Below are 20,790 nucleotides of genomic sequence, written 5' to 3'. Positions count from 1 at the left end.
CCCTGACCGCGGCTCAGCACGGCGCTGACATGCCCGGATAGGCCGCAACGGAGGAACACCGAACACAAGCTCTTGCAACGGAAGGAAGATGGCGTGATCGATCTCCGAGGGATCCATTGGCCAACGAAACCGCTGGCATGATTGGAACGGGCGTCGCGAACCCCACCTTGGCCAGCGGCCGCAAGGACCGTGCTCAAAGGCCGGACATATGGACGCAAGCGATCGAAAACGACGCAAAACAACCGTTGCAGGCAGGGCGCCGTCCACATATGGATCCCAGGGTCTCCGCTACGACGTAGCGGAGACCCTAGGATCCATGCCGTTACCGTGGCCGTGGAGTGCGGCGATCCAGGATTGCTTGCGCGCCCTCATCTCCGGCTCACCCCGCGCTGCTCTGCGGGTAGCAGATGATCGAAAGATAACGCATCGGCAGAACGCTCAGCACTTCCGGGCCATGCGGCGCGTCGGCGTCGAAGAATAGGCTGTCGCCGGGCTTCATCGGGTAGAGATTGCTGCCGTGCCGGTAAACCACCTCGCCTTCGAGCATATAGAGGAACTCCATGCCCTCGTGCTGGAAGGTCGGGAACACGTCGGAATCCTCGGTCAGCGTGATCAGATAGGGTTCGACGACGACACCGCTGGTGTTCGAGCCGATATGGCCGAGCAGATTGTACTGGTGGCCGGCGCGCGTGCCGCGGCGTTCGACGTCGAGGCCTTCGCCGGCCTTGACGAAGACGGCACTGCGCTCTTCCTCGAAGCGGCGGAAGAAGGCGGTGACGGGAACGCCGAGTGCCCGCGACAGCGCCTGCAACGTGGTCAGCGATGGCGAGGTGATGCCGTTCTCGATCTTCGACAGCATGCCAAGCGAAATGTCGGTGGCGGCAGCCAGATCGGCGACGGTGATGCCGAGCTTCTTGCGGAAGGCCCGCACCTCGCGGCCGATGGCGACCTCCAGGACCTTTTCGCGGGTGTCGCGAATGGCGTGCGGGTTCTGGGTGAGCGGCGCGCGTATCTTGCGCGGATCGATTGCAGCGACCGACGGCTTGGCTTTGGCGGCGACGACGGCCGCAGCGGGCTTTAGACTGGATGCTTTTTTCGCCATGTTGCCACCCCGGACCTTGCCGATTCATTTCACTCACGGTGAACATATTCGGTGCCGATACAGAAGCGCAACTGCCACGGCAAGCCACCCGTGTCGAATTGCGCAATGTCCGGATTTCGCCCGAGCTACCGCGTTGCTTGGAAATCCAGCTGGGCGAAACGCGGTTTCGCGACAAGCCCTGTTGACAGCATCGAAGGGGCAATTACTGTCCTGTCAGTGAAATTTGTTTCGTTAGGGAAATGAGATCGGGAGGCCCGCAATGAAAGATCGTGTTGCCGTCATCGGAGCCGGGCCGTCCGGCATGGCCCAGCTCAGGGCCTTCAAGTCGGCCGCCGACAAGGGCGCCGATATTCCCGAGATCGTCTGCTTCGAAAAGCAGTCCGACTGGGGCGGCCTGTGGAACTACACCTGGCGCACCGGCCTCGACGAGCACGGCGATCCGGTGCACGGCTCGATGTACCGCTATCTCTGGTCGAACGGCCCGAAGGAATGCCTCGAATTCGCCGACTACACCTTCGAGGAGCATTTCGGCCGGCCGATCGGCTCCTATCCGCCGCGCGCCGTGCTGTGGGACTACATCAAGGGCCGCGTCGAAAAATCCGGCGTGCGCCAATGGGTGCGCTTCAACAGTCCGGTGCGCATGGTCACCTTTTCCGAAACGACAAAAAAATTCACCGTCACCGCGCATGACCGCACCAGCGACGTCACCTACTCGGAAGAGTTCGACAATGTCGTCGTCGCCTCGGGTCATTTCTCCGTGCCCAACGTTCCCTATTTCGAGGGCTTTTCGACCTTCAACGGCCGTATCTTGCACAGCCACGATTTCCGCGACGCCATGGAATTCAAGGGCAAGGACATTTTGATAATCGGCCGCTCCTATTCAGCCGAGGACATCGGCTCGCAATGCTACAAATACGGCGCCAGATCGATCACCTCCAGCTACCGCTCGAAGCCGATGGGCTTCAAATGGCCGGAGAACTGGAAGGAAGTGCCGCTTCTGCAGAAGGTCGTCGGCAAGACGGCGCATTTCAAGGACGGCAGCACCAAAGACGTCGACGCCATCATCCTGTGCACCGGCTACCTCCATTCCTTCCCGTTCCTCACCGAGGATTTGAAGCTGAAGACCGCAAACCGTATGTGGCCGGACGGGCTCTACGAGGGCGTCGTCTGGGAGAAAAACCCGAAGCTGTCCTATATCGGCATGCAGGACCAGTTCTACACCTTCAACATGTTCGACGCGCAGGCCTGGCTCGCCCGCGACGTCATCATGGGCCGCATCAAGCTGCCGTCGGCCGAAGCGATGGCCGAGCACGGCCGGAAATGGCGGGCACGTGAAGAAACACTTGAAGACGCCGAGCAGATGATCTGGTTCCAGGGCGACTACACCAGGGAGCTGATGGAGCAGACCGACTATCCCGGCTTCGATGTCGAGGCTGTCAATCAGACCTTCATGGAGTGGGAGCACCACAAGGCGCAAGACATTATGGGCTTCCGCGACCATGCCTACCGCTCGCTGATGACCGGCACGATGGCGCCGCTGCATCATACGCCGTGGCTGCAGGCGATGGACGATTCGATGGAAAGCTATCTCGAGATGAAGGGCGTGGCGGCGGAGTAGCAGTCCGAACGGCGATTGACTTGCCTCAGACAACTTCCCGCGCCGGGTCGGCTGCCAGCGCCAGGGAATTTGCGACGTGCTCGAGGTGCTCCTCGTCCAGAATGCTGGTCGCGACGCGGACAGCGTTCGTTTTTCCGGTCGAAAACTTCGCTCCGGCATGGACCGCGATGCCGTGGGCGGCCAGCGTGACCATTGCGTAAGGTTCCGAAGCAACCGGAATGAGGACGCTGAGACCGTGTCCGGCGTCGATATCGACATTGCGTTTGGCCAGTTCGCCGGCGAGCCGTTCGCGACGGCCGCGGTATACCTCCTTCGCCTGCTCCACCAGGGCGGCCGTGGCCGGGTCTTGCAGCAGCCAGGCGGTGGCTGCCTGCAGGATGCGGCTGGTCCATCCCGAGCTGAAGCTGCGGTAGGACTGGATCTGCTCGACGATCGTCGCCGATCCGGACAGCACGGCGAGCCGCAAATCCGGGCCGTGGGTCTTGGAATAGGACAGGATATGGACGACGCGATCGGGAAAACGCCGGCCAAGCGAAATGCGCGGCGCCGAGGCAATATCGCCGACGCCGTCATCTTCGACAATCAGCACGTCGGTGCCGGCGAGCAGGTCGCCGATGACTTCCAGCCGCGCCGACGACATGCAGGCGCCGGTCACCGAATGGACGCGCGGCTGGAACAGGAACGCGACGGGCCGCTGCCGCAGAGCGTTGGCAAGTGCATCCGGCAAGGGACCGTCGCTGTCGCAGTCTACCGGGATGATCGGCACGTCGAGATCCTCGAGGATGTCGAGCAGGCGAAGCGCCGTCGGGTTCTCGATGGCCACCGGCGCTCCCGGCGGGACCAGCGCATGCAGCAAGGTGTAGATGGCGTTGTAACCGCCATTGGTGGCCAGGAACGCGCCGGGATCGTACGGCCATGACGGGCGCACTGCCGCCTCCAGCTCGGGCAGGATGCGCACCCGCTCGTAGCTGTTGAGCTTTTCGGCGCGCGCACCATGCGCCAGCGCGATGTCGAGCGGCGGCAAGAGCCTCACATCGGGCTCCGCGATCGCCAGGTTCAGAACGTCGTGTCCGTAATTGCCGCCGCTCATGTGGCGCTCGGGCCGGGCGGCAAAGCGGTTGCCCATGATCCAGGTGCCGTTGCGTCCGCGGCCGCCGATGATCTTGTAGCGCCGCAACTCGCTCCACGCCTGCGAGACCGTCGCCGGGCTGACGCCAAGCACATAGGCCAGATCGCGCACCGGCGGAAGCTTTGCGCCGACAGGCAGCGCGCCGCTTCTGATCAGCGCACTGGTCTCGCGTGCGATGCCGCGCATCGTGCGGTCGCCAAGGCGCTCGGCGAACCATCCTGCATCGAAATCCATCGGCACCCGCAACCGCTAAAGCTAATGTTCAATAACATAATAACATTTGATCGGCCAAAAATAAACATTTACCAATCGCCGGTCAAACATAGTCTTGAAGTTCATGCCGATGCCCGTCTCCATCACTATAGCCACCCGCGATTGGGACTATCTCACCCCTTTGGTGCTGGGTGACGTCACTTCGAGCCGCTTGTCGGTGAAGGTTGATCGCGTCGCCACGCTCATTCCGGACCTCGGCACCGATCCGAACTACGATGCGGCGGAGGTCTCGTTCAGCCGTTATGTGTCGGCCATGGCTTCGGGCAGGGATACGGTGGTTGGAATACCGTGCTTCATCATGCGCGGCTTTCGCCATCGCTGCATCATAACGGTCGAGGCCAGCCCGCTGGAACGGCTTTCCGACCTTGCCGGCAAACGCATCGGCGTGACCGGCTGGCGCGATTCCGGCAACACATGGACGCGCGCGGCACTTCGCCGGGCAAGCGTCGGCGTCGAGGATGCCTATTGGTTCGCCGGCAGGCTGACATCGGAGCACCCGATCGCCGACCGCCTCGACGGATTCGGCAGGCCGGGGCGCATCGAAGCAGCACCAGGCGAGCGCCCGATGATGGAGCTGCTGTCGCAAGGCGAGCTCGACGCCGTTTTCACGCCCTTCATGCCGGACGGCTTTTTCGGCCCGGCTTCCGGCTTCCGGCAAGTGCTGCGCGATTTTCGCGCGGCCGAACGCGCCTATTTCGCCGACGTCGGTTATGTCCCGGGCATGCATCTGGTCGCCGTCAAGGCGGCAGTGGCCAGGGAGCACCCCTGGCTGCCGCAGGAACTCGCCAGGCTGATCGACGAAAGCCAGCGCGTCTGGACGGCAAAGCGCCGAAAATATGCCGATACCTCGCCCTGGATCCTCGAGGAGCTGGTTCATGCGGGGCGCGACCTGCCTGCCTCCTGGAACGCCAGCGGCCTGCCGGCCAACCGGCGCATGATCGAGGATTTCGTCACCGAGCTCCATGCCCAGGGCATCCTGGCGGAACCGATTTCCGCCGAAGCCTTGTTTCCTTTCGAGGCCAGATCGCGGGCCACCGCAGCCTGACAACGCACAACGAAGAACACGAAGGAGAATGCCATGAGGACAATCAGCTTCATATTCGCCTCGCTCGTCACCATGCTGGCGCAGGCCAGCTTTGCCCAGGATATCCAGAAGCAATCGGTGAACGAGGATTTGCGGGCCCGGCTCCCGGAAGAGATCCGCACGGCGGGAAAGATCACAGCCGTCAACAACGGCTCGTTCCCGCCCTATGAGATCGTCACCGGCACCGAACTGTCGGGGGCGACCAGGGACATTTCCGATGCCATCGGCCAGCTGCTCGGCGTCAAGATCGATCATGCCTCGGTCGCCGGCCTGCCGGCTTTGCTGAGCGGCATCAATGCCGGCCGTTATCAGTTCGCGATGGGTCCTGTCGGCGACTATCCCGATCGCCAGAAGTCCAACGACTTCATCGATTGGGTGCGCGAATACGTCGTCTTCGCCGTCGAGAAGGGCAACCCGCAAGGCATCACCTCGCTCGACACCGCGTGCGGCAAGCGCATCGCCGTCATGTCGGGTGGCTCGGCCGAAAAGGTCATCAAGCAGCAGGCGCAGAAATGCACCGAGGGCGACAAGCCGGCCGTCGAGGTGCAATCCTTCACCGACCAGCCGAGCTCGATACTGGCCGTCCGGTCGAAACGCTCCGACGCATTCTTCTCCTCGCAGGCGCCGCTGACCTATTTCGTCGAGCAGGCGAAGGGCCAGCTGGAACTCGCCGGGGTCGGCCAGGCCAACGGCTTCAAGGACATCTATCAAGGCGCCGTCGTCAAGAAGGGCTCGCCGCTGGGCGGCGTGCTGCTCGACGCGTTCAAGATCCTGATGAAGAACGGCACCTACGCCGCGGTCATGAAGAAGTGGGGCCTCGAGAAGAACATGATCGACGCGCCAGGCATCAACCAGGGCCAGTAGAGGCTGCCATGACCGATGCCACCGCTGCCTACGCGGCCGGGCTGCCGCGACGTCCCGACGACGCGCTGCGCGACGTCAAACGAGCCCACCGGCCGTTTCCGCTCGTCCGGCTGGCGCTCTGGGCGTTCACCGTCGCCGTGGCGGCCGGCTTCGCCTATATCGTTGCAGTCAACCCGAATTTCGGCTGGCCGGTGGTCGCCCAGTATTTCTTCGATCCGACGGTCATGCAGGGGCTTTCGGTGACGCTCGGCCTGACGGTCGTGGCAATGATCCTGGGCATCGTGCTCGGCCTGCTGCTCGCCATCGCGCGCATGTCGAGCGACAGGCTGGCATCCCTTCTCTCCGGCCTGTTCATCTGGTTCTTCCGGGGAACGCCGCTGCTGGTGCAATTGATCCTGTGGTACAACCTTTCGACGCTGTTTCCGCGCATTTCCATCGGCTTCGCCAGCTGGAACACCAACGACCTGATCACGCCGTTGACCGCCGCCGTTCTTGGTCTGGCGCTGAACGAGGCCGCCTACATGGCCGAGATCATCCGTGGCGGGCTGCTGTCGGTGGACAAGGGACAGGCCGAAACGGCTGAAGCCTTCGGCATGACCCGCGCGCGGGCCTTGCGGCGCATCATCATCCCGCAGGCGATGCGGTCGATCGTGCCGCCGACCGGCAATCAGCTGATCAGCATGATCAAGGCAACGTCGCTTGTCAGCGTCATCGCCATGGCCGACCTGCTCTACTCGGTGCAGTCGATCTACAACCGCACCTTCGAAATCATTCCGCTGCTGATGGTTGCAGTGCTGTGGTACCTGCTGATCACCTCGGTCCTCAATGTCGCGCAAGGCGCGATCGAACGCCACTACAGCCGCGGCGATCGCGGTGCGCGCGAGAAGACGGCGACCGCCACCCTGGAGGCCGCCAATGAGCGCGCATGACACGCCCCTGGTCCGGGCGCGCAACGTTCACAAGGCCTTCGGCCCGCTCGAGGTGCTGAAGGGCATTGATCTGGACGTCGCGCCTGGCGAGGTGGTGGTCATTCTCGGACCGTCCGGCTCCGGAAAGTCGACCTTCCTGCGATGCATCAATCATCTCGAGGCGATCGACCAGGGGTCGATCGAGGTGGACGGCGAGCAGATCGGTTACCGGTTGCACGACGGCCGCCTCGACAAACTTTCCGACCGCGCGATCGCCGCGCAGCGGCGCAAGATCGGCATGGTGTTCCAGCAGTTCAATCTCTATCCGCACATGACGACCCTGCAGAACGTCATCGAGGCTCCGGTCGGCGTTCACCGGGAGAACCGCAAGGAGGCGATCGGCTACGCCCGCGAACTGCTGACCCGTGTCGGTCTTGCCGACAAGATCGACGCCTATCCGCGCCAGCTTTCAGGCGGCCAGCAGCAGCGCGTCGCCATCGCCCGTGCGCTCGCCATCCGCCCGAAATTGATGCTCTTCGACGAGCCGACCTCGGCGCTCGATCCGGAGCTGGTCGGCGAGGTGCTCGCCACCATGCGCGATCTCGCCAGGCAGGGCTTGACCATGATCGTGGTCACGCATGAGATCGGCTTCGCCCGCGAAGCGGCGGATCGGGTGGTGTTCATGGACGACGGTAATGTGATCGAGGCCGGGCCTCCGGACGAGGTTCTCGCCAAACCCAGGCACCCGCGCACGCGGGCTTTCTTGAGCCGTTTCATCTAAAAGCAAAGCCGGCGCGGCACCTGCTCGGCCGGCAAAGGACCTTCCATGCCAAAGACCTCCAACCAGTTCGCCGATATTTCCGACTTCGCCGACAAGGCCGCCGAGCTTGCAGCGGCCCGCCAGCACCTGCACGCGCATCCCGAGCTTTCATTCCAGGAGCACGAAACGGCTGCATACGTTGCCGAACGGCTCGAAAGCTGGGGCTATGAGGTGACGCGCAATGTCGGCGGGCTCGGTGTCGTCGGTCGCCTGCGCCAGGGCAGCGGCCGCAGCATCGCCATCCGTGCCGACATGGACGCCCTGCCGATCACCGAAGCTACCAATCTCCCTTATGGCAGCCAGGCCAGCGGCAAGATGCACGCCTGCGGTCATGACGGCCACACCACGATGCTGCTCGGCGCCGCCGAATACCTGGCGCGCACACGGCATTTCAACGGCACGGTGAACCTCATCTTCCAGCCGGCCGAGGAAGCCGGCAAGGGAAGCGGGGCGCAGGCGATGATCGCCGACGGCCTGTTCGAGCGCTTTCCCTGCGATGCGATATTCGGGCTGCACAACCACCCGGGCGCGCCGACGGGTTCGTTCCTGATGCGCGCCGGGCCGCTGATGGCGGCGAGCGATACCGTCACCATCAGGATCGCCGGGCGTGGCGGCCACGCCTCGCGTCCGCACCTGACGGTCGACCCGATCGTCGCTGCCGCCAACATCGTCATGACCCTGCAGACGGTTGTGTCGCGCAACGTCAACCCGATCGAGACCGCTGTCGTCACCGTCGGCACGATTCACGGAGGCACGGCCTCCAACGTCATTCCGGAACACGCCGAAATCACATTGAGCGTCCGCTCCTTCTCGGCCGAGATCCGCGACACGCTCGAGCAGCGTATTCGCAATATCGCAGCACTTGTGGCGCAGGCGCATGGCGCAACGGTCGAGATCGATTACGAGCGCGGCTACCCGGTGGTGGTCAATTCCGAGCGCGAGACGTCCTTTGCGACAGACATCGCTGTCGAACTCGTCGGTCAGGACAAGGTGTCCGTCTGCCCGTTGATCCCCGGCAGCGAAGACTTTTCTTATTTCCTCGAACACAAACCCGGTTGCTTTCTGCGCCTCGGAAACGGCGAGGATTCAGCCATCCTGCACAGCTCGAAATATGATTTCAACGACGGCAATCTGACCGTCGGCGCAGCGCTCTGGGCTCGTTTGACCGAGAGATTCCTGGCCGCCTGATCCATGACTGCGGCTTGGATTGTCGATCGGCCGGTCGAGCATTATTGGGGCGACCGGCCGCGCGACGATGCTCAACGAATTCTCACGCATTCCCCCACTTCGAATGCGATAAGAGCTTCGCTTTCAGACAAACAAAAAGTCACCCGTCGTCAGCGGGCTTGTAAAGTTTGCGAGAGTAACTTGATCGACTCCTGCGGTAATGATGGTGTCGGTTCCACTTTGCGCAATTGTGAGATCATCGAACGATTGCACGCCCTCCACGCCACTAAATACAACGGTGTCGTCTTGGGTCTGGCTGAAATCGTAGATGGTGTTTTGGGTTCCGACCGTCATTGAAACATCGTCCTTGAATATGAATTGATCTCTGCCGCCCTGAGCCAGTTCGCTCAGTTGCCCGTCACCCCACATGTCGTTGATGACGGTGCAGCCGGGTGCCGCGGTCCCGGCGTACAGGGTATCGTTTCCGCCCCTGGCCGAACCGGACATCTGCAGAGCGTCGCCGCACAGGAAATTACGGACCTGGCCGCTTCCGCTGTTGAGGCCACCGGTAAGAATATCGTTGCCGCCCGCGGCGGACCCGGACATAGCGAATGTGTCGCCATACAACTCGCTTTGAACATCAGGACCAGAGCTCTTATTGCCGCCGGTTAGGATATCATTGCCGCCCACAGCATTGCCGGCCATCGCGCCAGCGTCGCCATAGGCGAAATTATGGGTGCCTTGCAGCACGGCCACGTCATCGCCCCCGCTAGCAGAGTCGGACATGATGCCGGCCGCGTCACCATAGAAACTTATCACGAACCCACCCACGCTCGTGAAGGTGTCGTCGCCGCCCTTAGCAAAGTCGGACATATGTAGGCTCGCGTCGCCAAAGAAGGTTTTGGTCTGAATCGTGCCACCAAAGTCTGTGTAATGGTCGTCGCCACCCTGAGCATGGCCAGACATGCTGCGACCGGCATCACCGTAGAAAATAGTGTTGGCGTCACTAGCGCCATTGAAAGTGTCGTTGCCGCCCTTGCTGTAGTCCGACATATCGCCGCTGGTGTCCCCGTAGAAAGCGTTGCTGGAGTCGCTCCTGGCCGTGAAACGGTCGTCGCCACCTTGAGCATGGCCAGACATGTTGTTCCCGGCGTCGCCAAAGAAAATGTTGACGGCCACGCTGGTGCCCTCGAAGGTGTCATTGCCACCCTTGGTGTGGTCGGACATATCGACGCCGGCGTCACCGTAGAAAGTGTTGAAGGAGTTGGGAAAGGCCGTGAAACGGTCGTCGCCGCCCTGAGCATGGCCGATCATGTTGCCGCCGGCGTCGCCGAAGAAAATGTTGCTGGCTTGCGCGGCGCCCGTGAAAGTGTCGTTGCCGCCCTTGCTGTGGTCCGACATATCGTCGCCCGCGTCACCGTAAGCAGTGGTGGTGGAGGAGCTCGACACCGTGAAGGTGTCGTCACCGCCCCGAGCAAAATTGAACAAGCTCCGAGCCGCGTCGCCGTAGAAGGTGTAAGTCGACGGTGCGGTTTCCGTAAAGGTGTCGTTGCCGCCTCTTGAGAAATCGAGCAGGCTGCCGCCAGCGTCGCCGGTCAAGATATTCGTATTCGGATCGCCTGTGAGGGCGTCATCGATACCCCACTGATGATCTGCTAGATCACTGGTAGTAAAGGGAACGCGTGTAGACATTATCCGCTCTCCTGTTGAGCCTACCCGTCCCATAACAGCCGTACGATGTGAGGCAAAAACGAGCAATAATCCCGAATGGCTATGTCTTTAGACGTAGGGATCGGTGCCTCGTTAACGGCGCGCTTGGCGGCAGCTTCCTGAGGCCGTCCTATTCCGGACTATCCCAGCCTTGCCCGAGCCTTCGCCGTCCAGGCGTTGAACAGCCGGTCTGCGACGATGCCGATGAAGGCGATGGCTAGGCCGGCGACGATGCCGCGACCGGAATCGGCCTTGGACAGGGCGATGAACACCTCCTGGCCGAGATCGCGCGTGCCGACCATGGCGCAGATGATGATCATCGCCAGCGCCATCAGGATGGTCTGGTTGACGCCGAGCATGATCTCGGGCAACGCCAGCGGCAGCTGCACGCGAAAGAAGGTCTGGCGCCTGGTGCAGCCCGAAACCTTCGCCGCCTCGATCAGCGCCGGCGGCACCTGCCGGATCCCGTGATTGGTGTAGCGGATCGCCGGCACCACGGCGAAGGCGACGGTGGCGATCATCGCGGTGACGTCGCCGACCCTGAACAGCATCACCACCGGAATGATGAAGCAGAACGACGGCAGCACCTGCAGCGTGTCGATGACCGGCGTGACGGTCTTTTCGAAGCGGTCGCTGCGCGATGCCATCAGCCCAATCGGGATGCCGATCAGGCAGGCGATAAAGGCCGAGATTCCGCACAAATAGACGGTCGCCATGGTCTTTTCCCAAAGTCCGGTGACGGCGCAGAACGCTGTCAAAGCCGCGACCAGGGCGGCGAGGCGCAAGCCGCCGAGCTGGTAGCCGGCAAGGCCGAGGAGACACACCGCGCCCAGCCACGGAAAACCCTCGCAGAAGGCGCGCACCGGGTTCAGTACGTTGAGGATAAGCGCCACGCGGAACGCTTCGATAGTGTCGAAGAAGTTGATGGTGATCCAGTTCACCGCCGCCTTCCACAAAGGCGCGGTGGTGAAGGTGATCGCTTTCGGCACCGCGGCGAACGCCGGCACGAACAGGCCGAGCAGCGTGGCGACGGCGAGGATGGCAACAGCCAGCGCCAGATTGGGATAGCGCCGCCAGAAACTGGTGCTGGCCTGATGGCGGACATTGCGCTTGGCGTGATTGTGCGCGATCGCCTGGCTCAGCCGGTCGAGTGCAATTGCCAGCGCGACGATGGCGAGGCCAGCTTCCATCGCCTCGCCGACCTTGAGCGCGCGCAACGCCAAAAGCACGTCATAGCCGAGCCCACCGGCACCGATCATCGAGGCGATGATCACCATATTGAGCGCCAGCATGATGACCTGGTTGACGCCGACCATCAATGTCGGCCGCGCCGACGGCAACAGCACCCGCCACAGCTTCTGCCGTGCCGTGCAGCCGGCCATCTCGCTGAAATCGTCGATCTCCGACGGCACCCGCGACAGGCCGAGCATCGTCGCCCGCACCATTGGCGGCGTCGCGAAAATTGCCGTCGCGATCATTGCCGAGACCGGGCTGTTGCCGAACAGAAGCAGCATCGGGATCAGATAGGCGAAGGTCGGGATCGTCTGCATCAGATCGAGGGCAGGGGAGATCAACAACCTCTCCGCCCAAGGCTTGCGCCATGCCCAGATGCCGGCGAACAGCCCAGTAACAATGCAAAACGGCACGGCGATCGAGATCAAGCCCAGCGTCAGCATGGCGCTGGTCCACTGCCCGAACAGCGCGATGTAGAGAAAACAGCCGCCGGCCAGCGCACCCAGCTTCCAGCCGCCGGCGGCGCGTCCGGCAAGGTAGGCGGCAGCGCAGACGCCGACCCAGGACAGGCGCGGCAAGACGATCATATCCGCGCTATGGCCGATCTTGAAATTCTTGGCCAGAAGACCGAGCGCGAAATCGAGCGGCACGCCAAGCACCGCGGTGATCGAGCGGGTCAGCCAGGAGAAGTTCGACTTCACCCAGTTCATCAGCGCACCGACCCAGTCAGCGACAGGAACGATCGCGCCGGCCGGGTAATTGACCGCCCAGGGCAGGCTTTCCTGCAGCAGGAAGACAATAAGCACGGCGGCGAGCGCACAGGCCCAGATCGCCAGCCAGGTTTGAACCGGCCGGGGCCTCGCTGCGCTGGCGCTTGCCGTGACGGTCATCCGCCGGCCCCACGACGCTCGATGCCGGCGAGAAGATCGATCACCGCCTGCGGCGTGACTTCGCCGATCGGCTTGCCGGTGCCGTTGACCACCGCGAAGGGCTTGCCGGCAGAGACGATATCTGCCGAAAAACTTGATATCTTGGCATCCGGCGCGACCGTGCCGCCGTACTCGGCGCCGTCGCAGGCGCGCATCAGGCGGCGCGCCGAGATCACCTTGGCGCGATCGACATCGCGGGTGAATTCGGCGACATAGTCGGTCGCCGGGTTGACCACCAGCTCTTCCGGCGTGCCGATCTGGATGACCTCGCCGTCCTTCATGATGGCGATCCGGTCGGCCAGCCGGATGGCCTCGTCGAAATCATGGGTGATGAAGACGATGGTCTTGTGCAGCATGGTCTGCAGCCGCATCAGCTCGTCCTGCATCTCACGGCGGATCAGCGGATCGAGAGCCGAGAACGGCTCGTCGAGGAACCAGATTTCCGGCTTTGTGGCGAGGCTGCGGGCGATGCCGACACGCTGCTGCTGTCCGCCGGAAAGCTCGCGCGGATAGAAATGCTCGCGGCCGCGCAAGCCAACCAGCTCGATGACTTCACGGGCCCGCTTCTCGCGCGTCGGCCGATCCTGCCCCTGGATGCCCAAGGGAAAGGCGATGTTCTCCAGTACGTTGAGATGCGGCAGCAAGGCAAAATTCTGGAACACCATGCCCATGCGATGGCGTCGCAGCTCGATCAGCGCGGCATCGGAAATCTTGAGCAGGTCCTTGCCTTCAAACTCGACCTTGCCGTGGGTCGGCTCGATCAGCCGCGACATGCAGCGCACCAGCGTCGATTTGCCGGACCCCGAAAGTCCCATGATGATGAAGATCTCGCCCTGGCGGATTTCGAGATCGACGGCGCGCACCGCGCCAACCAGTCCGGCCGCGGCGATGTCCGCCAGGCTGGCCTTGCCGTCGCGCCGGCGGATGAAATTGGCCGCGTCCGCCCCGAACAGCTTCCAGACATTGCGACAGCCAAGCTTTATCGGGCGCGCATCCTTGCCCGTTGCTTTCACCGCCTGTTCAATCGTATCGCTCATGCAATCGTCCTTCTGGAATAGGGGATCGAGACCCGGCCCTGACTGGCCGGGTCGTCGCGTTTCCAGTCAGACGGTCACTCGGCCCAGGCTTTCCAGTCGGCTTCGTGGGCGGCGATCCAGGCGGCGGCGACGTCTTCCGGCGTCTTGCCTTCGAGATCGATCTCGCCGCTCATCTTGTTGAGCTCGTCGGTATCGACCGTGTAGTTTTTCGCGACCTTGTAGGCGACCGGCCATTTGTCCTTCATGCCGGCCCAGGAATATTTCCAGATCTCGCCATGCGGCTTGCCGCAGTCATATTTCGCGTCGGGGTTCACACCCCATTTCGGGTCGGTGTAGCACTCGGTCGTATAGTCGGGGAATTCGACCCATTCGCCCTTGTATTTGGCTGGCGCCCAATGCGGCGAATAGATCCACAGCATGATCGGCGCCTTGCGCTGATAGGCCGAGTCCAGTTCGGCGAACATCGCCGCATCGGTACCGGCATGGATGACGGTGAAGGGCAGTTTCAGCGCCTCGATGCGTTCATCGTCAAAACCTTCCCATGTCACGGGTCCGCCAAGATAACGCCCCTTCGGCGCGGTTTCGGCCGTCGAGAAGGCCTCGGCGCATTTCGGGTCTTTCAGCGCTTCCCAGTTCGGCAGGCCGGGGCATTTCTCTTTCATATATTCGGGAAACCACCATTCTTCCTTGGCCTTGGGTCCGAGCTTGCCGAGGCGTTCGGTCTGGCCCGTCGCGTCCGAGGCCTTCATCGCCTCGCCGGCCGTCGTGTCCCAGAATTCCAGGCCGACATCGATGTCGCCATTGGTCAGGCCGGTGGTCAGGCTGGAGAGATAGTCGGCGGTCGGATACTCGACGGTATAGCCGAGCTTTTCGAGGATGCCGCCGAGGATCTTGGCGTTCAGATTGACGCTGGTCCAATCGAACAGCGCGATCTTGATCGGGTCGTTGGATTCCGGCGCGGCCGCATAGGCCGAAGATGTCAGTGCGGCTGCGGCAAGTGTTAAGGCTCCCATTGAGAAATTCGAAATCATGCTCCGAAGTGACATGCTTGTTCTCCTGTCAAGCTCTGGTGGAAATTATCGTTAGTTCCCTTCTTGCGTCTTTTTTTGATTGTGTTGGAAAAGCTGGTCGTTGCGCAAGGCCGTAGGCGCCACAATGCTGCCGAAGCGGATGCCGGCGCAAAACGGGGGTGGTGCCCAAATTGGTGAAGATGTGGCGGGGACCGGCCGCGTCATGACTGCCGAAGGATTGCTGCCAAAGCAGTCATCCACGGATCGATCGCCGGTCTTGAGGGGCAAACCATCAAAGTCCCATGATCTCGGCTGTTGGCTCCGCAACTCGCCCAGAGCCACTTTCATGAGATGAAATTATATATACCAACGGTCATGTCGCGCAACGAATAACGCCGGTGCCAATTTCACGGCCCGTCTTTTTACATGGACCCGCAGATCGGTTCGAAAAAAGCCAAGGTTGCCGATCATCCCATATGCGAGCCGCAAGATAGGGTACCGATACAATGCAGCAGACCTCTTCCTTGAACAGACTGCGCATCGCCGTGCTCTTTGGCGGACGTTCAGCCGAGCATGACGTTTCGGCGCTTTCAGCAACCAATGTCATGCGTGCGCTGCTGCCCACCAAATACGATGCCGTCCCAATCTTCGTCACGCGCGAAGGACAGTGGCTGCTGAGCAGCTTCCAGGATGGTACGCTCGCAAAGCCTGCGGGCGGTTTGGAAGTTTGCCTGGTTCCGGGCGGGCACGGACGGATGATGGCGATCCCGGCCGACGGCACGCCCTATGACCTGCCGAAGATCGACATCCTGTTTCCCGTACTGCACGGCCCTCATGGCGAAGACGGCTCGGTACAGGGGGTGGCCGAGGTGGCTCGGGTGCCGCTCGCCGGCTGCGGCATCCTGGGTTCGGCAACCGCGCTGGACAAGGACATCGCCAAACGGCTCCTGGAAGCGGCGGGGCTGCCAATCGCGCGCTCAGTGACGATCCATGAAGGTGCGGCGCCCGCCCTCGCCACACTGGAAGGCGAGCTCGGCCTGCCGTTCTTCATCAAACCGGCGCGTCAGGGATCGTCTGTCGGCGTCGGAAAAGTCCATGCCAGCCAGGAATTCGATGGAGCGCTTGCTGAAGCCTTCCGGCACGATTGCAAGCTGTTGGCTGAGGAATTCATTCGTGGGCGCGAGATCGAATATAGCGTGTTGGAGGACCCGGCAGGCGACCTTTTCGTCTCGCGGCCAGGCGAGATCGTGCCGGCCGAAAGCCATGATTTCTATAGCTACGATGCCAAATACATCGACGAGAACGGCGCGGCGCTAAGAGTGCCGGCCGATCTGCCGCCGGAGGTCGAAGCAGGCATGCGGGACGTGGCCGCAAGGGCTTTCAGAGCCGTCGGCTGTGACGGGATGGCCCGCATCGACTTCTTTCTGACGCCGGACATGCAGTTCCTGGTCAATGAAATCAACACCATCCCCGGCTTCACCGACATCAGCATGTATTCCAAGGCAATGGCGGCAAGCGGCGTCAGCTATTCCGAAATCATCGACCGGCTCGTGGAACATGGATTGGCTCGGGCGGGCCGAGCAGCCTGAACGCAGCGAAGCGGCATTCATATCCGGTCGATGGTACGTCGGCCCGCGCCGCTCACGACATGATCAGGCCGCCATCGACATTGATGGTCTGGCCGGTGATGTAGGCCGCATCGTCGCTGGCGAGAAAGCTGACCAGGCCGGAGACGTCCTCGCCGCTGCCGGCGCGGCCCATCGGGATGTTCTTCACCCATTCGGCCATCAGCTCGCCGGGCTTGTAGTCGCCCATCAACTTGCCCCATGCGGCATCGTTATAGGCCCACATATCGGTGTCGATGATGCCGGGGCAGATCGCGTTGACGGTGATCTTCTCCTTGGCCACTTCCTTGGCCAGGCTCTGGGTGACGCCGACGACGCCGAATTTCGAGGCCGCATAATGCGGCGTGTAGATAAAGCCCTGCCGCGCCTGGCCGGATGCGGTGTTGATCAGCCGGCCGCCATCGCCATGCTTGCGGATGCGCGCGATCGCCTCCTGGCAGCACAGGAACACGCCCTTGGTGTTGACAGCCATCACCTTGTCCCATTCGGCCTCGGTCATCGCCTCGATCCTGGCGATGGTGATGACACCGGCATTCTGCACGGAGACATCGACGCGGCCGAACTCCTGCTCGGCTAGGTCATAGAGGGCGACGACTTCGTCTTTCTTCGTCACATCCATGCGCAGCGATGCGACCCTGGCGCCCGCAGCCTTGAGATCGGCGGCGACCTCTTCGACGCGCGCGTCGATGGCGCTGACGACGACCGCGGCACCTTCCGCCGCGAAGCGCCTGGCCATTGCCGCGCCGATGCCGCCGCTGGCGCCGGTGATGACCGCCGTTTTTCCCTGGAATCGCTTCTGCATCTTTTCTCCTACCAGCAGACGAAGCCGCCATCGACGATCAGGTCGATGCCGGTGACGAAACTCGAGGCGCGGCTGGCCAGGAACACGGTCGGGCCGACCATCTCTTCCGGCGCCGCCATGCGGCCCATCGGCGTGTCGCGCTCAAAGATCCTGACCTGGTCGGCGACCTCCGGCCGCTTGTTCATCGGCGTCAGCGTGTAGCCGGGGCTGACGACATTGACGCGCAGGCCGCGATCGGCCCATTCCATGGCGAGGCTCTTCGACATGTGGATGACCGCGGCCTTCGACGAATTGTAATGCGCCTGGGTCAGGCCGCGATTGACGATCGAGCCCGACATCGACGCGATGTTGATGATCGAGCCCTTGCGCCGCGTCAGCATGGCGCGGGCCTCGGCCTGGCAGGACAGAAACACGCCGCTGACATTGACGTCATAGAGCTTCTGCCATTTCTCCAGCGACAGCGTCTCTGCCGGCTCAGCTCCGGCGACGCCGGCATTGTTGACGGCGATGGTCAACGCGCCGAGTTCCATCTCCGTACGCTCGATCGCGGCCGCGAGATCGGTCTCTGAAGTCACTGTGCCGTTCAGCACCAGCGCCTTGCGGCCGAGTGCCGTGATCCGGTGCGCGGTCTCCTCCAGCCCGCCTTTCGAGGCGTGGCCGAAGCAGGCTATGTCGGCGCCGGCTTCGGCCAGCCCAATGGCGATTGCCTGCCCGATGCCGCTGCCGGCGCCTGTCACAAGTGCCACGTCACCATGAAGGTCGAATAATTTCATCGTCGGTCCCTCTGCTCCAACCGCCGTCCTCCGGAATAAAGGGGCGCCAACTCTGTTGCTGGCGCCCCGCGCGGTCTGGTGCCTGGGAGGATACCACCTGCTGCGCTTTGTTTCGATGGGCGTCCTAGCTCGTGGCGAGTTCCATCACGGCGATATTGCTTGCTTCGCTGCGGTCGAGAATGCCGCGTTGCCGGCCGCGGCTCAGCACCAGCACGCGATGTGACAGGCCGAGCACTTCCTCGAGGTCGGAGCTCACCACCACCACCGCCATGCCGGAGCGGGCAAGGTCGGCAATGACATCATAGATCGCGGCGCGTGCACCGACGTCGATGCCGCGCGTCGGCTCGTCCAGGATGAACACCTTGGGCGGGCGCGACACCCATTTGGCGATGATCACCTTCTGCTGGTTGCCGCCTGAAAGCTTGCTGACCGCCTGGTTCGGCCGGCCCTTGACGCCAAGCCGGCGAATGCCGGCCTCGGCGAATTTCTGCACTGCCTTCGGAAACACCCAGCCATTCGGCGCCACATGGTCGAAATTGCCGATCGCCAGGTTCTCGCCGATCGTCTGGTCGAGCACCACGCCCTGCGCCTTGCGGTCTTCCGGTACCAGGACGACGCCGGCCTTGATCGCCGCCGCCGGGCCATTGAGATGCACCGGCTTGCCGGCGACGCGCACCGATCCCGATGAGATCGGATCGGCACCGGCGATCGCCCGCACCAGCTCCGTGCGTCCGGCGCCGATCAGCCCGGCAATGCCGAGGATTTCGCCGGCCCGCACTGAAAAGCTGACATTTTGAAAGCTGCGTTCCGGCGAGGACAGGTTCTCGACCTCGAGCAGCGTGTCGTTGCCCGGCGCCGATATCGTAGGGAACATCCGCTCGACACTGCGGCCGACCATTTGCTCGACGACGGTGCGCACCGGAATGTCGGCGCGCTCGTGCCGGGCGACGATGCGCCCGTCGCGCATCACCACCACGCGATCGGCGATCTGGGCGATCTCGTCCAGCCGGTGGCTGATATAGATGAAGGACATGCCTTCCGCCTTGAGCTTGCGGATCTGCTGGAACAGGAGCTCCGTTTCCTCGCCGCCAAGGGCTGCCGTTGGTTCGTCGAAGATCAGCAGCTCGGCATTGAGCGTCAGCGCCTTGGCGATCTCGACCTGCTGCTGGGCGGCGATACGCAGCGTGCGCACCTTGCGCTCGGGCGAGACATCGAGGCCGAGGCGCTTCAACTGGGCCGATGCCCGTGCATTCATTGCCGCGCGGTCGATGCGGCCGCCACGCATCGGCAGGCGCCCGACATAGACATTTTCCGCGACCGACAGATCGGGCAAGAGCTTCAGCTCCTGGTGGATCATGCCGATGCCGGCGTCGATCGCCGCGGCAGGATTGGCGGGGGAATAAGGGTTCCCCCGCCAGGTGATGGTGCCACCATCGGGTTTGGTCGAGCCGGCGATGATGTTCGAGACGGTGGACTTGCCGGCGCCGTTTTCGCCAAGCAGCGCCACGACCTCGCCCGGCCGCACCTCGAAGCTCGCATCGGCCAGGACCTGCACCGGCCCGTAGCTTTTGCAGAGGCCGCTGACGACGAGCCCGTTATTGGCGCTGTGCGTGTGGCGAGGATCGGTGGACATCGTTGCGCTCGTCGACTGCCGGACTGGTCTCAATCAGGGATGCTTGGCGATGAACTGCTCGACATTGTCCTTGGTGGTCAGCGTCGCATCCTGCAGTTGTTCGGCGGGAATGGTCTCGCCGGCCACCAGCTTGATTGCTGCGTCGACGGCGAGCCGGCCCATGCCCTGGGTTTGCTGCGTCGCGGTCACGTCGAAGACGCCGTCCTTCAGTGCCTTGAGCGCCGCCACATCGCCGTCGAAGCCGGCAACCCAGACCTTATGGCCGGGATTGGCGACCTTGACCGCCTGCGCCGCACCGAGCGCCAGCGCATCGGCCTGGCCGATGACGATCGACACGTCGGGGTGCGACTGCAACAGATCCTGCGTCAGCTTGAAACCTTCGTCCTGGTGCCAGCCTTCGCTCCACAATTCTCCGACAACCTTGATGTCGGGATAGCCTTTCAGCGCTTCGCCGCAGCCCTTCGAGCGGTCGACTTCGGGCGTCGTGCCCTTCTGGCCGTGGATGATGATCAGCTCGCCCTTGCCGCCGGCCTGCTTGGCGATGTAGTCGCAAACCGCCTTGGCCGATGCCACGCTGTTGGTTGCGATGAAGGTATCGCCGGGCGCGCCGTTGGCGTTGCGGTCGACATTGACGACCGGGATGCCGGCAGCCTTGGCGGTCTTGGTCGGCACGGTGGCGGCGGTGGCGCCGGCCGGAATATAGATCAGCGCATCGATGTTCTGCGTGATCAGGTCCTGCACCTGGCTGACCTGAGTCGCCGAATCGCCCTTGGCGTCGACGGTAACGACCTCGATGCCCTTTTCCTTGCCGTAGGCTTCGACGGACTGCTTGATCTGGTTGAAGAAGTCGGCCTGCAGATTGGCGACGGCGAGCCCGAGCTTTTTGGCCTCCTTGGCCGAGGCCATGTCGGACAGGCCAAGCAGCGGGATGACGGCCGCGGCGGCAAGCAGCAATGAACGTTTGGTCAGCATGTTTATTCCTCCGTTGATGTTCAATCTGTCCTGCCCGCGCATCGCGGCGCCCCTTGGCCGAACAACTCCCAGTTTCGGATCACCGATCCGTTTTCGCCCGA

Annotated in this window: 17 protein-coding genes; 7 read left to right on the top strand and 10 right to left on the bottom strand. The window is 62.8% G+C overall.

Annotated elements, in window-relative coordinates; genetic code table 11:
• Nucleotides 1-379: 379 nt before the first annotated feature.
• A complete protein-coding gene (locus NKH93_RS05165; RefSeq protein WP_352768906.1) occupies nucleotides 380-1,102 on the bottom strand; it encodes a helix-turn-helix domain-containing protein in 723 nt (240 codons plus the stop codon).
• Between the two features lie 259 nt (nucleotides 1,103-1,361).
• Here NKH93_RS05165 and NKH93_RS05160 point away from each other — a divergent pair, with 259 nt between their 5' ends.
• On the top strand, nucleotides 1,362-2,720 hold the full coding sequence (locus tag NKH93_RS05160; protein WP_352502036.1) for a trimethylamine monooxygenase: 1,359 nt from the start codon (nucleotides 1,362-1,364) through the stop codon (nucleotides 2,718-2,720).
• Nucleotides 2,721-2,745: 25 nt separating this feature from the next.
• Here the strand turns inward: NKH93_RS05160 and NKH93_RS05155 are convergent, their stop codons facing one another.
• Nucleotides 2,746-4,083: an aminotransferase-like domain-containing protein gene (locus NKH93_RS05155; RefSeq protein WP_352969436.1), complete on the bottom strand. Its 1,338-nt coding sequence runs from the start codon at nucleotides 4,081-4,083 to the stop codon at nucleotides 2,746-2,748.
• A 109-nt stretch (nucleotides 4,084-4,192) separates the two neighbouring features.
• Between NKH93_RS05155 and NKH93_RS05150 the strand changes: the two genes are divergently transcribed.
• The 5 genes from NKH93_RS05150 (at nucleotide 4,193) to NKH93_RS05130 (ending at nucleotide 8,986) form a co-directional block, all read left to right on the top strand.
• Complete coding sequence (locus NKH93_RS05150) at nucleotides 4,193-5,167, top strand: substrate-binding domain-containing protein (RefSeq protein ID WP_352969434.1); 975 nt, start codon at nucleotides 4,193-4,195, stop codon at nucleotides 5,165-5,167.
• 72 nt (nucleotides 5,168-5,239) lie between these two features.
• The gene (locus NKH93_RS05145; protein WP_502896430.1) at nucleotides 5,240-6,070 is read left to right on the top strand and encodes an ABC transporter substrate-binding protein; all 831 of its coding nucleotides are present in this window, start codon (nucleotides 5,240-5,242) and stop codon (nucleotides 6,068-6,070) included.
• 8 nt (nucleotides 6,071-6,078) lie between these two features.
• Nucleotides 6,079-6,999, top strand: a complete 921-nt coding sequence (locus tag NKH93_RS05140; RefSeq protein ID WP_352969432.1) for an amino acid ABC transporter permease — start codon at nucleotides 6,079-6,081, stop codon at nucleotides 6,997-6,999.
• A complete protein-coding gene (locus NKH93_RS05135) occupies nucleotides 6,986-7,759 on the top strand; it encodes an amino acid ABC transporter ATP-binding protein (RefSeq protein ID WP_023674014.1) in 774 nt (257 codons plus the stop codon). The genes NKH93_RS05140 and NKH93_RS05135 overlap by 14 nt, the downstream gene beginning before the upstream one ends.
• A 45-nt stretch (nucleotides 7,760-7,804) precedes the next feature.
• Nucleotides 7,805-8,986 carry a M20 aminoacylase family protein gene (locus tag NKH93_RS05130; RefSeq protein ID WP_352821868.1) on the top strand — a complete coding sequence of 394 codons (1,182 nt, stop codon included), beginning with the start codon at nucleotides 7,805-7,807 and terminating at the stop codon, nucleotides 8,984-8,986.
• Between the two features lie 123 nt (nucleotides 8,987-9,109).
• On the opposite strand, the gene NKH93_RS05125 is transcribed toward NKH93_RS05130, so the two are convergent.
• The 4 genes from NKH93_RS05125 to NKH93_RS05110 all read right to left on the bottom strand — a co-directional run bounded on the left by NKH93_RS05125 (nucleotide 9,110) and on the right by NKH93_RS05110 (nucleotide 14,920).
• Nucleotides 9,110-10,657 (bottom strand): autotransporter outer membrane beta-barrel domain-containing protein, encoded by a 1,548-nt coding sequence (locus NKH93_RS05125; protein ID WP_352969430.1) that lies wholly within the window; start codon nucleotides 10,655-10,657, stop codon nucleotides 9,110-9,112.
• A gap of 158 nt (nucleotides 10,658-10,815) precedes the next feature.
• Entirely contained in the window at nucleotides 10,816-12,798 is a 1,983-nt protein-coding gene (locus NKH93_RS05120; RefSeq protein WP_352969428.1) for an ABC transporter permease, read from the bottom strand.
• Nucleotides 12,795-13,874 carry a quaternary amine ABC transporter ATP-binding protein gene (locus tag NKH93_RS05115; RefSeq protein ID WP_352473409.1) on the bottom strand — a complete coding sequence of 360 codons (1,080 nt, stop codon included), beginning with the start codon at nucleotides 13,872-13,874 and terminating at the stop codon, nucleotides 12,795-12,797. The genes NKH93_RS05120 and NKH93_RS05115 overlap by 4 nt, the downstream gene beginning before the upstream one ends.
• A gap of 74 nt (nucleotides 13,875-13,948) precedes the next feature.
• Nucleotides 13,949-14,920 carry an ABC transporter substrate-binding protein gene (locus NKH93_RS05110; RefSeq protein WP_352768881.1) on the bottom strand — a complete coding sequence of 324 codons (972 nt, stop codon included), beginning with the start codon at nucleotides 14,918-14,920 and terminating at the stop codon, nucleotides 13,949-13,951.
• Between the two features lie 470 nt (nucleotides 14,921-15,390).
• On the opposite strand from NKH93_RS05110, the gene NKH93_RS05105 reads away from it, so the two are divergent.
• Complete coding sequence (locus tag NKH93_RS05105) at nucleotides 15,391-16,473, top strand: D-alanine--D-alanine ligase family protein (protein WP_502896426.1); 1,083 nt, start codon at nucleotides 15,391-15,393, stop codon at nucleotides 16,471-16,473.
• Between the two features lie 52 nt (nucleotides 16,474-16,525).
• On the opposite strand, the gene NKH93_RS05100 is transcribed toward NKH93_RS05105, so the two are convergent.
• From NKH93_RS05100 to NKH93_RS05085, 4 genes are all read right to left on the bottom strand, one after another.
• On the bottom strand, nucleotides 16,526-17,311 hold the full coding sequence (locus tag NKH93_RS05100) for an SDR family oxidoreductase (RefSeq protein WP_352768875.1): 786 nt from the start codon (nucleotides 17,309-17,311) through the stop codon (nucleotides 16,526-16,528).
• A gap of 8 nt (nucleotides 17,312-17,319) precedes the next feature.
• Nucleotides 17,320-18,084 (bottom strand): SDR family oxidoreductase, encoded by a 765-nt coding sequence (locus NKH93_RS05095; protein ID WP_352969424.1) that lies wholly within the window; start codon nucleotides 18,082-18,084, stop codon nucleotides 17,320-17,322.
• 124 nt (nucleotides 18,085-18,208) lie between these two features.
• The gene (locus NKH93_RS05090) at nucleotides 18,209-19,717 is read right to left on the bottom strand and encodes a sugar ABC transporter ATP-binding protein (protein WP_352969422.1); all 1,509 of its coding nucleotides are present in this window, start codon (nucleotides 19,715-19,717) and stop codon (nucleotides 18,209-18,211) included.
• A 33-nt stretch (nucleotides 19,718-19,750) separates the two neighbouring features.
• Nucleotides 19,751-20,689, bottom strand: a complete 939-nt coding sequence (locus NKH93_RS05085; protein WP_352768872.1) for a sugar ABC transporter substrate-binding protein — start codon at nucleotides 20,687-20,689, stop codon at nucleotides 19,751-19,753.
• Nucleotides 20,690-20,790 lie beyond the last annotated feature (101 nt).

The sequence above is a fragment of the Mesorhizobium sp. M0954 genome (assembly GCF_040319155.1).
Classification (GTDB): domain Bacteria; phylum Pseudomonadota; class Alphaproteobacteria; order Rhizobiales; family Rhizobiaceae; genus Mesorhizobium.
This window is presented reverse-complemented; position numbering and strand designations above follow the sequence as displayed.